The sequence below is a fragment of the Kribbella sp. NPDC056861 genome (assembly GCF_040687575.1).
Classification (GTDB): domain Bacteria; phylum Actinomycetota; class Actinomycetes; order Propionibacteriales; family Kribbellaceae; genus Kribbella.
This window is the reverse complement of the sequence record NZ_JBFBNQ010000002.1, coordinates 304,955-318,941: the sequence shown is the minus strand read 5'-3', so window position 1 is coordinate 318,941 and position 13,987 is coordinate 304,955. Positions and strand designations below refer to the sequence as shown.

Sequence of the window (13,987 nt, the reverse complement as noted above, 5' to 3'; positions counted from 1 at the left end):
AAATATGGCAGAGCTGGTCGCGGTGGTGTCCGGGGCAGGTGGCGGGATCGGCGGTGCTTGCGCGCGGGCGTTGGCCGACGGGTTCGGGAGCGTCGTCTGCGTCGATCGCGATGCTCAAGCCGCCGAGGGCACGGTCAGCGCGATCGAAGCGGCCGGAGGGCGAGCGTCCGTAGTACTGGCGGATGCGGGTGCGGAGGACTTCGGGCAGCAGGTGGCCGGCGCCATCGAGGGCGAGGTGGGCGTCGTGGTGCATGCCGTCGCGCACGAGGAACACATCTCCGCAGCCCAGCTGTCCAGAGAGTCGCTCCAGCGCAGTCTTGACCTCGGACCAGTCGCGGCGTTCGAGCTGTTCAGGGCCTGCCTGCCGCGGATGTCGGCCAGGGCTTCCTGCATCGCGATCGGATCGTTGCATGAGACAACGGCTTTCGCCGACTGCCTTGGCTACAACGCCGCCCACGGCGCCCTCGGCCAAGTAGTCAGGACGCTGGCGCACGAGTGGTCGGCCCAGCGAATCCGGGTGAACGCGGTCGTCCCCGGCTGGATCGCCACCCCAGGAGAGACAGCCCTGTACGGCGAGGAACACCTCGCCCGGGCAGGCGCGCTGCTCCCGTTCGGCCGATTCGGTACGCCGGACCAGGTCGCCGCCGCAGTCGCCTTCCTCGCATCGCCCGCCGCCGACTACATCTCCGGCGCATTCCTCAAGGTCGACGGCGCACTGTCCGCCTCGCTGGCGCGACTGCCTGGGGTAGAGCACTGATGCGGTACGTCGGCGTCTTCGCGCACCAGGACGACGAGATGAACTGTCTCGGCACGCTGCTCCGGCTGCGCGAGGGCGGGCACGAGGTTTCGTTCGTCACCGTGACGGATGGCGGGAAAGGCCTGCCCTACGATCCGGCGGCGACCCGGCAGGACGCTGCCGCGGTGCGGGCCGCGGAGATGCGCACGGTCGCCGAGGCCTTCGCAGGCGAGCATGTCTGCCTGGGCAGGGAGGACGGCTTCGTCATCGAGGACGCCGACCTCCGCCGCGAGCTGATCGCCGTACTACGAACCCTGCGGGCGGACGTCGTCTTCACCCACTGGACCGATGACTACAACCCCGACCACGTCCTGACCGCCAAGCTCGTCGCCGACGCCGCGCTGTTCACCAGCCTCGCTTCGTTCTGCCCTGCCGGTCCGGAGCCGCTGGCCGGGGTACCGCGGATCTGGCACGTGGATCCCGGCCCCGGCCACGGTTTCGAGGCCACCCACTTCGTTGAGCTCGGCAACAATCACGTCACCGCGAAGGCCGAGCTGATCCGGCTGCACCGAAGCCAGATGGACGTGATGCGAACCCTCGGTGGGACGGACTACGCAGACCTAGTCGCGGCGGCGAACCGGCTCACCGGGCAACGACTGCTGGTCTCGGCGGCCGAGGCGTTCCGCCCCTGCCTGTCCGAGCGCCGCATCCCATGGCCGTCGGACCTGCCCGGCCGGCTCAGCTGACCCGGTACTTGTCGACCACATCGAGGTCGATCGTGACACCCAGCCCTGGCGTGTCCGGTACGACGATCTGCCCGTCCACCATGGCGAGACTCGGTGCCAGGTCGCGGCTCACCGGCGCCGACGAAACGTTGAACTCAAGCATGACGGGATCCGGCAGCCAGGCAGCCGCCTGCAGGGTCGCCGCGGTCAGCAGCGGCGAGGTCCAGGCGTGCGGCACGACCATCCGGCCCTTCGCGAGCGCTGCCGTCGCGATGCTCTGGAACGCGGTGAACCCACCGCAGCGGGACAGATCCGGCTGAATCACGCCGACCCCGTCGTCGGCCAGCAACTCGTCGAACTCGGTCTGCCCGGACAACTGCTCACCCGAGGCGATCCGGACCGACGTACTGCGGCCGAGGCGCGCCAGGTCGGCGGGGCGGTCGGCCCGCAACGGCTCCTCGACCCAGTACGGGTCCAGCTCCGCCAGGCCGTCCAAGTTGCGCGCGATCGTGTCGAGGTCGCCCTCGAGGTGCCCGTCGACCATCAGCCGCACGTCGGGCCCGACCTCTTCCCGCGCGGCGGCCAGCAGCCGATGATCCAGTGCCGGGTCCTGACCATAAGGTCCCCAGCCGAACTTGATCGCCCGGAAGCCACGATTCAGGTAGCTGCGAGCGGCCTGTCGCATCTCCGCCGGCGTCGGCCGGAACAAGGTGCTCGCGTATGCCGTGATGCGGTCGCGGCGACGGCCGCCGAGCAACTCGTGCACCGGCTGATCGGTGAGCCGGCCGCACAGATCCCACACGGCCAGGTCGATCCCGCTCATCGCGTGCAGGACCGGACCGCGGCGGCCGTGGTACCAGGAGAACTCGTACATCCGTTGCCACAAAGCGGTTCGGTCCCAGATGCTCTGCCCGAGGACCGCCTCCCGCAGCCCGGTGCAGAACTCCGGGATGTGCGAGGCGGCCTCGACGATCGACCGCACCACCCAGGGGTGCGAGTCGACATCGGCGTACCCGTCCAGGCCCGCGTCGGTGCCGACGCGGACCAGACAGGTGTGTCGCGGGCCGGCCATTTCACCGTCCGGCAGCCGGCTGCCGTACTCGATACCGTTGTCGAGGATGATCACCTCGACCTCGGTGATCCGGACGTCGCTGCCGGCCATACCTGTCACTCCTTTGTCATACCTCTGAGAAGACCACGTCGGTGAAGTAGTTGCGGGCCTGGTAGGACTGCGTCGGGAAGGTGCCCTGGGCCACCGCGAAGAGTCCGTTCGGACCGGAGTCGGTGCTCAGGGCACCGTTGGTCCGGACCGTCGCGAGGCCGTTCTCGGTGGCGCTGAAGGCGCCGGTCGGTGAACTGTACGACGCGATGAAGTTCTCACCCGCCGCGATCGTCACCGGGGTCGCGAACGAGACCTCCTGCCAGCCGGAGGCCGATTCGCCGGCGAAGGTCGCGCTGGCCAGCTTGCTGCCGCCGGCCGACCACAGCGAGCCGACGTGGGTGCCGGTGTTGTGCGTGCCCTTGAAGAACCTGATGCCGTGCACCTTGCCTGCCTTCTGTGCGTGGAAACGGACGCCGAGCTCGAGCGACGTGGGCTCGGTCGCGCCGAAGACCGGCGCGTCCTTGACGTCCCAGAGCGAGTACGTGTCGGGCTGGAAGATCACATCGGCCCAGTAGTTGGTGTTGCGGTAGACCTCGGTCGGGAAGACGCCGGTGCCGTACGCCGAGACGCCGTTGCTGTCCGGCAGCGCGTGCAGTACGCCGTTGTCGATCCCGCGACCGGCGAAGAAGTCGTAGTTGAAGCCGTAGACGCCGTCCGCGGTGTTGTAGGACGCGACGTACGTCGTACCGGCGACCACCCGGACCGGCGTGGAGAACTTGACCTGTTGCCAGCCTGCCGCGGAGCCTTCGCCGAAGGTCGCCGTCGCGAGCAGTTCGCCACCGGCGGTCCACAGCGATCCGGTGTGCCGGCCGAAGTCGTTGGGGGACTTGTAGAACTTGATGCCCTGCACAACACCGCCGCGATCCACCCGGAACCTGACGCCCAGCTCGACCGGCCGGCCGTCGGAGTACCGCTCGACCGCGGGGCCTTCCTCGTCCGGCCACAGTGAGCGCGGGTAGGCCAGGCTCGGCCGGTCCGCGATCTTGAAGCTCCAGGTGCGCTGGATCTGGTTGCCGGCCGAGTCCCGCGCGAGCAGCCGGCCCTGGCACTGCTTGCCGTACTGCCACGGGTTGGTGGGCGTAAAGGTCGCGGTGTTGGTGGTGTCGTTGTACTCGAACCGCCCCGGGGTGCCGCCTTCGATACCGCCCTCCGCGAGCTGGACCGAGGAGGCCACCACCTCGTCGTAGAACTGCACCTTGAGCGGCCGGTGCGGCCAGACGCTCGTGGCTCCGTCGACCGGCGAGACCGAGTGCCGGCCGGCCGGGAAGTTCGGCGGCCGGCCGATGGTGGCGATCAGCGGCTCGAACTCGGCGTAGGTCGCGGCATGTCTCGGCGAGTCCCAGAGCACCTGCGCCAGCGCGCGGAACGGCTCCAGCAGCTGGTCGGATTGGTACTCCTCGGTCTCGACGTCGGGCAACGTCCAGAGGTGGAGCTTCGCGCCGAGCAGGCCGGCAGTGTTCGGGGCGACGACCTGGTTGCCGCTGAAGACGCCGGGGTTGAAGTCCCGGTAGATCCGGAGCGGATCCGGCCGGCGTTGGCCCGGGTCGTGGTACAGGAAGTCGCCGTTGGAGTTCGACAGTTTGTAGCCGCTGGCAAGTAGTTGCTGCGGGGTCTTGCGGCCGGGCCAGTGCACCCAGTGCTCGACGACGACGTTCGTGTTGACCGGCACTGTGCCGCTGGTCAGGAGGCCGTCGTTCCAGATTCGCAGTGTCTTGCCGCTGGCGCGGACGGTCTGGTTGAGGTCGTTGACGAACCCGTACAGCGCGTCCGCCGGCACGGCCTGCGGACCGAACCGCTGCTTCGCGTAGTTGCCGATCTGGGGGTACTGGTCGTAGCGGACCGGGAAGTCGCCGCCGAAGTCCACCAGGTACTCGTCGGCGCCGAGATGCCAGTACGGCGTGTCGAACTCCGGCAGCAGCGGCGACACGATGCCGCGGGCGAAGTCGTACGCCGCCGGCTTGCTCAGGTCCAGCGCCTCGGCCCGGTTGGGCAGGCCGAGATCCGGCCGGGCGGCGAGCAGCTTGGTCATGTGCCCGGGCATGTTCGACTGCGGCACGACGGTGACGTTGTACTTCGCCGCGTACTCGGCGATCTGCTTCATCTCCGGCAGCGGCGTGGTGTCGTAGCCGACGTACAGCCAGAGCATGTTCAGCTTCAGGTAGGACATCTCCTGGATCTGGCCCTGCCACCAGGTCGTGCTGTAGCGCTTCGGCGCGTTGGCGACCAGGAAACCACGCTCCGGGTACTTCGGGTGGTCGGTGGCCGTCCCGCCCGGGATCGTCGTTGCCTGCCGCAACCATTGCAGGATGGTCCGGGTGCCGAAGAAGACGCCGGACTTCGGGCCGCGGACCTCCAGCCAGGACGAGACCACCAGCTCGTAGGCCTCGGCGCCGCCCGCGACGGTGGCCTGGGTCAGCACGATGTCGCCGGCGACCGGCGCCGGGCTGGACTGCACCACGACGGTGACGGTCTTCTTGGTGAGCTTGCGCAGATCCTCGGCGAAGGTGTCGGCGGTGCCGCGGTACGCCGTCCCGCTGATCAGGATCCGGAGGGTGGCGGGCAGCTGGTACTGGCCGGTCCCGGCGACCCATTGGCGGATGGCGGGAATCGTCTGCGGTGGGAGAGCGGCCGAGCGCTGCGGGGCGGCGTCGGCGAGCACCGGGTCAGTCACCGCCCAGCTCAGGGCGACGGCGGAACCACCTGTCAGGGTGAGGAAACGTCGGCGGTCGATTTCGGGCATGCGAACTCCTGAAGGCGGGTCGGGAGGGTCAGCGCAGAACACGGAGCAGATCGGCGAACTCGAGCAGCAGCTGGTCGATCATCCGGAGCTCTTCGGCATCCAGCCGGTGCGCGGGTTCCCGGCAGTAGGCGCTGGCGAAGAAGCCGCGCCGGACCGAGATCAGCTTCTCGGCGGCGATGATGCGTTCGGTGTCGAGCATCCAGTAGGAGATGTACGGCAACAGTCTTCGGTGCAGCGCGCGACCACCCTGCTCGTCGCCGCTGTCCAGCCGGCGCCAGATCTCCTGGTAGACCTCGGTCATCGAGCAGCCGGGTTGAGTGCCGACCGCTCCCCGCCGTACGGCGTCCGGGAGTTGCACGCCGGCGTACCCCTCGACCGATGCGAGCGGCGGGTCGGCCGCGGCGAGCTCGGCGATCAGGGGCCCGGGTGGGCTGGACTCGACCTTCACCAGGCGAAGGTTGGGGTTGTCGAGGGCGAGCTGCCGTAGGGTCGGCGCGTCAAGGGCGGTGCCTGTCTCGGTCGGCGCGTACTGCAACACCATCGGGACCGGCGCGATCGCCTTCAGTACTGCGTCGATGTGCTGCACCAGACTCGGCCGGGAGGGATTGAGGAAGTGTGGCGGCAGCAGGTTGATCAGGTCGGCGCCGGCGGCAACTGCTTCGCGGGCGCGGTCGACAGCCAGCAGAGTCGCGTGGTCCTGGACCGCGATGATCGCCGCGACGTCCGCGCGGTCGGCGGTGTGGTCCAGCAGGATGCCGGTCAGGCCGCGCCGCTCGGTCTCGGTGAGTTTGTGGAACTCCGAGGCGAAGCCGGGGAACATCACACTGGTGACGCCGGTGCTGAGGACGTGCCGCACCAGGGTGGTGAAGCCGGGGTAGTCGACCGCGCCGTCGTCGGTGAACGGCACCTCGAGAACCGGTGACACACCTCGGACCAGGAGGGACGGATCAGCGTCGGTGCGGAGCTCGAGACTGGTCATGGGCGGCTGGTCTCCGGTTCGGTGGCAGGCGTCGGGACGGCGGGGTCAGGACGGGAGGGAGAGGCCGAGGGCGGTCAGCGCGTCGGCGTGGATGACGGACTCGATCGCCTCGTCGGGCACCCGGGGGAGCGCGGTACCGGCCAGCATCGAGTTGACGTCGCGCAGGCCGGCGATGGCCTCGGCGGTGGTGGCGATCGGGAAGTCGGAGCCGAGCAGCAGTTTGTGGGTCGCGCCCCACTCGACCGCGGTGATCAGCGACTCGTAGCGAACCCAGGGACGCAGGTAGATCGAGGAGACGTCCGCGTAGACATGTGGGTGCTTGCGGATCGTCATGACTGTCTCGCGCGCCCAGGGGTGACCCATGTGCGCCATCACGATGCGCAGTTCCGGGAAGCGCAGGGCGATCTCGTCGGTGACGAGGGGAAAGGTGTAGCGCAGCGGGGCCTGCCGGATCGGCGAGGCGCCGGCGTGGAAGAGGATCGGGAGGCCGTGCTGTTCGCAGTACTGGTAGAAGGCGAGGGCCTTCGGGTCGAGCGGGTCGAAGTTCTGGTAGTTGGGGCCGAGCTTCACGCCGACCAGGCCGAGGTCGCGGCTGCGGTCCGCCTCTTCGAGTGCTTTGGGGTCGAGCGGGTTGACCGAGAAGAAGCCGATCCGCCGGGTGGGATCGTTCTTGACGAACTCTGCCGTCGCGTCGTTGCAGCGCTCGGGCGGAGAGGGGATGCCGACTGCTGCCAGCGGGTCGTCGACAGCGATGTTGAACGCGATCGTGACGTCGGCCGCGGCGTTGGCTTCGTCGTACTCGGCCCAGGAGTTGGTGGTGACGACGGGCCGGTCGGTTCGCCAGGTGCCGAAGGTCAGGCGCTCGTCGGCCGGCACCGGGTCGCGATGGGTCGGCGTGTGCGTGTGGACGTCGACGATCACCCGGCCGCTCCCTGGGTTCTATTTTCGATATATGAGAAATGCTTTCGACATAGTGATGATAGAAGAGGGAAGGGCCGGGGAGCAAACAGTTAGACCAGGTCGGTGGGTAACGGCGCCGAGGCGCCGAGCCGCTGCGAGATCAGCTTGGCCAGCTCGCGGATCCCTGACTCGGTGCGGCTGGTCGCCGACGTGTCGAAGTCCTTGGCGAACCCGGTCAGCCCGACGGCGGCGGTGACATGTCCGCTCGCGTCGAAGATCGGCGCGGCGATACAGGCGATACCGGCCTGCTCTTCCTCGTCCTCGGTGGAGAAACCTTGCCGGCGGACGCGTGCGAGCTCGGCCTCGAACTCCTGCTCGTTGGCCGGTACGCCCTTCGGGCCCTCGCCGGGGGCCAGTTGGGTGAGCAGCGGTCGCAGTTCGTCGTCCGGGAGATAGGCAGCGATGGCCCGGCCGAGCGCGGTCAGGTTGAACGGCGCGACCTTGCCGGGGTACGTGTCGAACTGGATGAAGCCGGGCAGCGAGGCCTTCGCGACGTACACGATCGAGGCGCCGGTGAGGACGCCGAGATGCACGGGCATCCCGACCTGCTCGGCCAGGTCACGCATCTCCCGGGTGGCGACCGAGGAGAGATCGACCTTGCGGATCAGCTGGGTGGCGAGGCCGTAGAGCCGCAGCGTGGGCCGCCAGAAGTGGCTGCGCCCGACGATCTTGCGGGTCGCGTAGTCGCGCTGCTCGAGGGTGTAGACGATCGAGGCGCAGGTGGCGAGCGGAATGCCCGTCTCGCGGGCCAGAGCTGTCAGGGTCAGGTCCTCGTCGGATCCGACCAGGGTCTCCAGCACGGTCAACGCCCTGGCGACAGCCGGGGACGGATGCCGATCGCCGTCCGTCTCCTTGCCTGCCATCTGACTCCCTCACTCGCCGCCTTGCTTGCCCGGCGAGCCTATCTCTCAGGGGAGTCCCCGCTCCCCATCGTCACCAGGCAATCAAAGCGAAAGACTCGCGACAGCCTCGGCATGCACCCTCGGCGTCGTCGCCAAGAACCCCTCGCTGACCGGCGTCCATCCCCGCCCGTCCACATCAGAGATCGTCCCGCCGGCCTCCGCCACCAGCAACGCACCCGGCAGCAAATCAGCACGCGCACTGGCCAGCTGCCAATAGACATCGAGTCGTCCGGCAGCCAGGTTCACCAAGTGCAGCGTCGCCGGTACCGACGTGCGCACCACCAGCGCATCGCGGATCATCGCGGTGGTCGAAGCGCCGATCCGCTGCACGACCGATTCCTCTTCGTCCGGCCGGGCGTAGCTGGTCGCCGCCAGACTGAGGCCCAAACGCGCAGTCGCTGAGACCTGCAACGGCCGACCGTCGACTGCAGCACCCCCGCCCGCCAAAGCGGTGTAGGTCTCGCCAGTCAGCGGCACATGGACGGCGGTCAGCACCGCCTGGTTGTCGCGCACCAGCGTGGCGGTGACCGCCCACTCCGGCAGGCCGCGCAGGTAGTTGATGTTGCCCTCGACCGGATCCACGACCCACCACTCGCCGGGCGGCAGCTCTCCGCCTTCGAGCTCCTCCTCCACCCATCGGGCCTCCGGACGCAGTGCGGTCAGCCGGGGGCGCAGTACGGCGAGTGCCACGGCATCGTTCGCTGACAGCGCGGCCATCAACTCCTCGCGGGTTTCGTAGCGGACTGCTTGGCCGAAGCGCTTCAGCAGTGCCGATCCAGCAGCCCGTACGGCGGAAGCGGTCTCGGCGAGCAGGTCGAGGTTCTGAGTCATAGCTCGACCGTAAGCAGGGAGTGGATTAACGGCAAGTGCATGTTAGGCAAGGATAGAATGACTCCCATGCAACTGGATTTGAACCTGCTCTCCGCGCTCGACGCCCTGCTCGAAGAAGGCAGCGTGACGGCGGCGGCCGATCGCATGCACGTCACCGCTCCCGCGATGAGCCGGAGTCTTGGCCGGATCCGGCGGACGACAGGCGATCAGATCCTCGTCCGCACCGGCCGCACGATGACACCAACGCCGTACGCGATCGCCGTCCGGGAGCAGGTGCACGAGTTGGTCCAGCAAGTCCAGGGTGTCCTCGCGCCGAGTCGCGACCTCGACCTGACGACGCTCGATCGGACGTTCACCCTGCGCTGGCACGATTCTCTGGTCGCCGTCGCGGGTCCCGCGTTGCTGGCGGCCGTGCGCGAGCAGGCGCCCGGGGTGCGGTTGCGGTTCATCGCGGAGTCCAGCATCGACACCCCCGAGCTGCGTCGCGGCGAGGTCGACCTGGAGGCTAATGCGAGCCCAGCAGGCGCGGCCGATGTCCGGGCCGAGAAGGTGGCCGAGACGCGCCACGTCATCGTCGTACGCCGGGGGCATCCGCTGGCCCGCCGCAAGACCGTCACCGCCGAGCAGTACGCCGCAACCGACCAGATCACCGTTTCGCGTCGCGGCAATCTCGCCAATCCGCTCGACGATGCGCTCGCGAAGCTCGGGCTCACCCGGCGCGTGGTGGCGGCCGCGGCCACTGAGGCCGCCGCGTTCGCCTTCGTACGCCGTACCGATCTGCTCGTCACGGTGCCCGAAATCACCGCGCGCTCAGCTGCCGAGGACCTGGTACTGCTCCCGCTGCCTCTCGAGCTGCCGCCGGCCGCGGTGTACCTGTCGTGGCATCAGCGCTACGACACCGATCGCGCGCACCTCTGGCTGCGCGACCTCGCCCGCACGGCGCTGAGCAACCCAACGTAAAGCGGGAATCTCTGGTGCTCGGTGCGGGCAGTCGCTATCGTCCGCCGGGTGGTGAATGTCCTGGCTGGGTTGGGGTTGTCGGGTGGGTCCGCAGAGCAAGGAGTCGCGTACGAGGTTGCGATGGAAGGCGCCGGGCAGGCGATCGGGTTCTATGCCGAGCTGATCGCGCAGGCCGAAGCCGCCGGTGAGTCGACGGCGGTCGCCGGGTGGCGAAAGGCCCAGCAGGCCTGGGCGGTACGGCGTCGCGAGTTGGCGCCGGCGGATCTGGACGAGATCGCCGCGATCCATTCGGACGGCGAGGATCTGCTGGCCGAACCCGACGACGAACCGGCAGCGGCTCAGCCGGTAGTAGGCGAAGACCTCCTTGACGGTGCTGCGGCGCGCCCGGGGGTCTGGTCCGACGAGGAGAGCGACCGGATCTTCCGCGAGCGGATCGTCCCCGACGAGCTGACCGGGATCTCGCAGCTCCGGCCGGTGGTCGTCATCGTCGCCGGTCAGCCTGGTGACGGCAGCGCGGTGGTCGCCGCGCTCGCCCAGGATGCCCTCGACCGCCGCGGCGGCTCGGTGGTGGTCGGGCCCGATCGCTATCTGCCGCACCACCCGGACTTCCATCGAGTGATGAGCGACCAGCCGACGGATGGGCGGGAGCTGGCGAGTGCCGGTCGGCGCTGGGCGGCGAGCGCTGCGGCGTACGCGTGCTCGAAGCGTTTTGATGTGGTGCTGCAGGACGCGGACGACGTCGAGCACTCGGCGCGGCAGTTCAGAGCCGCCGGGTACCAGGTCGAGGTGGCGATCGTTGCCGTGCCGGAGGCGATCAGCCGGTTCGGCGTACTGGATCGGCATGTTCGTGCGCTGGAGGCCTACGGTTACGGCCGGCTGAGTGATCCAGCCCGCCACGACGTACTGCGAACAGCGGCGACGATCGACCACGAGCAGGCCGTCGAAGTGATCGCCGTACTGCGTCCGAACGGCGAGCTGCTCTACGGCAATCAGCGGACAGCCGACGGGTTGTGGCAACGCCGACCTGCCACCGTCGACGCGATCACTGCCGAGCGAGCCCGTCCTTGGACGGTGCTGGAGTCGCGGCTGTTCCTCGAAGCGGTCGCGACCTTCGAGCGGCGTGGCCGGTCGGCGCCGATCCCGTGGATCCGCGAGGAGGCGACCGATGGCGCCAGAGCAGTCACTGCCCTGGCGCGACCGCAGCTCCATCCGGACGCCGTGACGCTGCACATCGCGACCGCCGGAGTACCGGCACCGGACTAGTGCCGGCTCCGGACTGGCACCGTTGCCAGGCTGTGCCAATACCGGCGCCGGATCAGTGCTCGTTGTCGGCTAGACGCCGTGCTCGTTGCCCTGCTTGCGTTGACGTCCGGAGAAGTCCCGCACCACCCGGCCCTTGGGGTCGACCACCTTGTCGCCGACCAGTCCGCCACCGGACCCGGCGGCCTTCTTGGCCTGACGGCCCGACTGCCAGCCGCCCTTCTCCGGATCCTGCTTCGCCTTGCCCTTACCCCACGCCATCACGTCGTCCCTTCAGCAGTAGTGACGCCGGATGCTATTGCTGTCGGCAGGGACCGAACAAGGCCTCGCGTCAGGCTTTGCGGCGCGGCCGACGGTTGAGGCGATGGCCGTCGAGTGCCGACGCGGTGCGATCGAGTACTTCGACGACGGCCGGATGGGTGAGTTGCGCGATCCGCGCGTAGACGATGTCGACCAGCAGGAACTGGGCATGGCGATCCGCGGTCGCCTGTGCCTGTTGGTTTCCTGCAGGTGGAGCCGTGGTGAGCAACAGGTCGGCGCGACGGGCCAAGGGTGACTCGCGATCCTGGGTGATCACGACCGTCGTCGTACTGCGTGCTGCCGCGGCGGTGATCACCTCGACGGTCTCAGCGACGTGTCCGGAGAACGAGATGCCGACGAAGACATCGCGTTCGTCGGCCTGGCTCGCCGCGATCAACGCGCTGTGGACGTCGGGCCAGGTCCAGCACGCGATACCGATCCGGCGAACCCGGAGGCCGAACTCCTCGGCGGTGATCGCGCTGGTCCCGACGCCGAAGAAGTGGCAGTGGCGCGCGCCCACGATCGCCTCGGCGACCTGGTCCAGTACTTCGGGGTCGAGCCGCTCCGCGGTGTCCACCAAGGCCTGGGTGTTGGCCGACACCAGCACCTCGATCACCCGGTCGAGCGAGTCGTCGGGATGGAGCTGCTGACCGATGTCGGTGCTCCACCGGTTGGCGCCGGACCGGCCGACCTCCTCGGCGATCGCCACCCGCAGGTCGGCGTACCGGTGGAGGCCGCAGGCGCGGCTGAAGCGGGTCACGGTCCCGGGGGAGGTGCCGGTGCGCTCGGCCAGCTCGACGATCGTCAACCGGGAAGCGGCGGCCGGCTCGGTCAGGATGAAGTCGGCGATCGTCTTCAGCGCGCCGTGCAGTTCGTCGCCCGACTCGCTCAGCCAGCGCAGGACGCCGGCCGGCGGCGGGGGATCGGAGCTGGCCATCGCCCGATCATCTCACCTGAACCGCTGAAAATAATTCTCATGAATCTGGGTCTTGTGTCAGGAATTTGAAAAAGACGCTCACGAACTCTTGTCAACGCCCGCCCCGGCCCAGCATCGTGGAGTCACGGCGCCGTCCTTTCGATCGCCGTCGCCGTTCGCGGCGGCGGCCCGCCCCCAGAAGGAGCCGATCTCGTCATGCTCACGTCCCGGAAGGCCTCTGCTCGCAAGGCCGCCGCGATCCTCACCGCCGTGACGGCAGCAGCTGCCCTCACGACCTGGACCGCCACCTCGTCCACCGCCAACTCATCCGCCACCTCGTCGGCAGCCGCCGACTGCGGCATCCTGTTCGACGACTTCCACTACAACTCGATCGGCGATGCCGCCTTCCAGGCGCACGGCTGGAACGCACGCGGCGACGCCGGCGGGCCCGGCGTACCGGGTGCTTCCTGGCTGGCCAGCAACATCTCGTTCCTCAGCTCGGGCGGCGATCAGGTCGCGCAACTGCGGGCCTCCACCGACGGCACTTCGGCCGGTACGACGCACTCCGAGCTGCGGCAGACCCAGCAGCGGTTCCGGGACGGCACCTACGCGACCCGGGTGCATTTCACCGACGCGCCGGCCAGCGGGCCGGACGGCGACCACATCAACGAAACGGCCTTCACGATCACGCCGTTGCGGTACGACTACGACCCGCTCTACAGCGAGCTGGACTTCTCGGAGTACCTGCCGAACGGCGGGTGGGGCGAGACGACGTCGGTCAACTACCACACGAGCTGGTACTCGTACCGGGCCGAACCCTGGGACGGGCTGCGAGCGACGACCGCCACCCGTAGCTCCTTGGCGGGCTGGCACGATCTCGTCACGCAGGTCGCCGACGGGGACGTCAAGTACTACGTGGACGGCATCCTGCGGGCCGACCACACGGTCGACGACAAAGGCAACTCCGTCTATCCGCGGCAGGACATGACGCTGAACTACAACCTCTGGTTCATCGACCTGGCCGCGCACACCAACGGCACCAGCGTCTACCAGCAGCAGGTGGACTGGACGTACTACGCGAAGAACGAGGTCGTCTCGCCGGCCGACGCGGTCTCCCGGGTCGGCGCGCTGCGCGGTGCGAACACCGCCTTCCGCGACACTCTTGTTGCTGGAGGCAACTGCACTCCGCCGACGACGCCTCCCACGACGCCGCCGACCACCCCGCCCACTACTCCTCCGACCACGCCGCCGACGACTCCGCCCGCCAACTGCTCGTCGGCGCCCGCGTGGTCCTGGTCGACGGTGTATCTCGAAGGTCAGCGCAGCAGGCACAACGGCCGTCTCTGGCAGGCGAACTGGTGGACCCAGGGCTCCGAGCCGGGACTGACCGCGCAGTGGAAGGACCTCGGTCCTTGCAGCTGAGCTGAGCACTGACAGCTGAACCGAGAATCTCCGCTGGGCGACCGGTTGCAACAAGTTGCAGTCGGTCGCCCACCGGCGGCCTACCGAGAGTGAC

Annotated in this window: 13 protein-coding genes; 5 read left to right on the top strand and 8 right to left on the bottom strand. The window is 68.7% G+C overall.

Features of this window, described 5'->3' with window-relative positions:
* The first annotated feature begins 4 nt into the window (after nucleotides 1–4).
* The gene (locus tag AB0P21_RS08560) at nucleotides 5–757 is read left to right on the top strand and encodes an SDR family oxidoreductase (RefSeq protein WP_363694908.1); all 753 of its coding nucleotides are present in this window, start codon (nucleotides 5–7) and stop codon (nucleotides 755–757) included.
* The gene (locus AB0P21_RS08555) at nucleotides 757–1,482 is read left to right on the top strand and encodes a PIG-L family deacetylase (protein WP_363694907.1); all 726 of its coding nucleotides are present in this window, start codon (nucleotides 757–759) and stop codon (nucleotides 1,480–1,482) included. The genes AB0P21_RS08560 and AB0P21_RS08555 overlap by 1 nt, the downstream gene beginning before the upstream one ends.
* Here AB0P21_RS08555 and AB0P21_RS08550 read toward each other — a convergent pair.
* The 6 genes from AB0P21_RS08550 to AB0P21_RS08525 all read right to left on the bottom strand — a co-directional run bounded on the left by AB0P21_RS08550 (nucleotide 1,475) and on the right by AB0P21_RS08525 (nucleotide 9,035).
* Nucleotides 1,475–2,623, bottom strand: coding sequence for a mandelate racemase/muconate lactonizing enzyme family protein (locus tag AB0P21_RS08550; RefSeq protein WP_363694905.1), 1,149 nt, complete (start codon nucleotides 2,621–2,623; stop codon nucleotides 1,475–1,477). The genes AB0P21_RS08555 and AB0P21_RS08550 overlap by 8 nt on opposite strands.
* 16 nt (nucleotides 2,624–2,639) lie before the next feature.
* On the bottom strand, nucleotides 2,640–5,363 hold the full coding sequence (locus AB0P21_RS08545) for a DUF4082 domain-containing protein (RefSeq protein WP_363694904.1): 2,724 nt from the start codon (nucleotides 5,361–5,363) through the stop codon (nucleotides 2,640–2,642).
* A gap of 28 nt (nucleotides 5,364–5,391) precedes the next feature.
* Nucleotides 5,392–6,342 carry a dihydrodipicolinate synthase family protein gene (locus AB0P21_RS08540; RefSeq protein WP_363694902.1) on the bottom strand — a complete coding sequence of 317 codons (951 nt, stop codon included), beginning with the start codon at nucleotides 6,340–6,342 and terminating at the stop codon, nucleotides 5,392–5,394.
* A 45-nt stretch (nucleotides 6,343–6,387) separates the two neighbouring features.
* Complete coding sequence (locus AB0P21_RS08535) at nucleotides 6,388–7,263, bottom strand: amidohydrolase family protein (protein ID WP_363694901.1); 876 nt, start codon at nucleotides 7,261–7,263, stop codon at nucleotides 6,388–6,390.
* Nucleotides 7,264–7,352: 89 nt separating this feature from the next.
* Complete coding sequence (locus tag AB0P21_RS08530) at nucleotides 7,353–8,165, bottom strand: IclR family transcriptional regulator (protein WP_363694900.1); 813 nt, start codon at nucleotides 8,163–8,165, stop codon at nucleotides 7,353–7,355.
* Nucleotides 8,166–8,246: 81 nt separating this feature from the next.
* Entirely contained in the window at nucleotides 8,247–9,035 is a 789-nt protein-coding gene (locus tag AB0P21_RS08525; RefSeq protein ID WP_363694899.1) for an inositol monophosphatase family protein, read from the bottom strand.
* Between the two features lie 66 nt (nucleotides 9,036–9,101).
* Between AB0P21_RS08525 and AB0P21_RS08520 the strand changes: the two genes are divergently transcribed.
* Both AB0P21_RS08520 and AB0P21_RS08515 read left to right on the top strand, forming a co-directional pair.
* Nucleotides 9,102–9,995, top strand: coding sequence for a LysR family transcriptional regulator (locus AB0P21_RS08520; RefSeq protein WP_363694898.1), 894 nt, complete (start codon nucleotides 9,102–9,104; stop codon nucleotides 9,993–9,995).
* A gap of 48 nt (nucleotides 9,996–10,043) precedes the next feature.
* On the top strand, nucleotides 10,044–11,258 hold the full coding sequence (locus AB0P21_RS08515) for a zeta toxin family protein (protein WP_363694896.1): 1,215 nt from the start codon (nucleotides 10,044–10,046) through the stop codon (nucleotides 11,256–11,258).
* A 69-nt stretch (nucleotides 11,259–11,327) separates the two neighbouring features.
* On the opposite strand, the gene AB0P21_RS08510 is transcribed toward AB0P21_RS08515, so the two are convergent.
* On the bottom strand, nucleotides 11,328–11,516 hold the full coding sequence (locus AB0P21_RS08510; protein WP_363694895.1) for a hypothetical protein: 189 nt from the start codon (nucleotides 11,514–11,516) through the stop codon (nucleotides 11,328–11,330).
* A gap of 70 nt (nucleotides 11,517–11,586) precedes the next feature.
* Complete coding sequence (locus tag AB0P21_RS08505; RefSeq protein ID WP_363694894.1) at nucleotides 11,587–12,492, bottom strand: MurR/RpiR family transcriptional regulator; 906 nt, start codon at nucleotides 12,490–12,492, stop codon at nucleotides 11,587–11,589.
* Between the two features lie 195 nt (nucleotides 12,493–12,687).
* On the opposite strand from AB0P21_RS08505, the gene AB0P21_RS08500 reads away from it, so the two are divergent.
* Nucleotides 12,688–13,893, top strand: coding sequence for a carbohydrate-binding protein (locus AB0P21_RS08500; RefSeq protein ID WP_363694892.1), 1,206 nt, complete (start codon nucleotides 12,688–12,690; stop codon nucleotides 13,891–13,893).
* The last annotated feature ends 94 nt before the right edge of the window (nucleotides 13,894–13,987 follow it).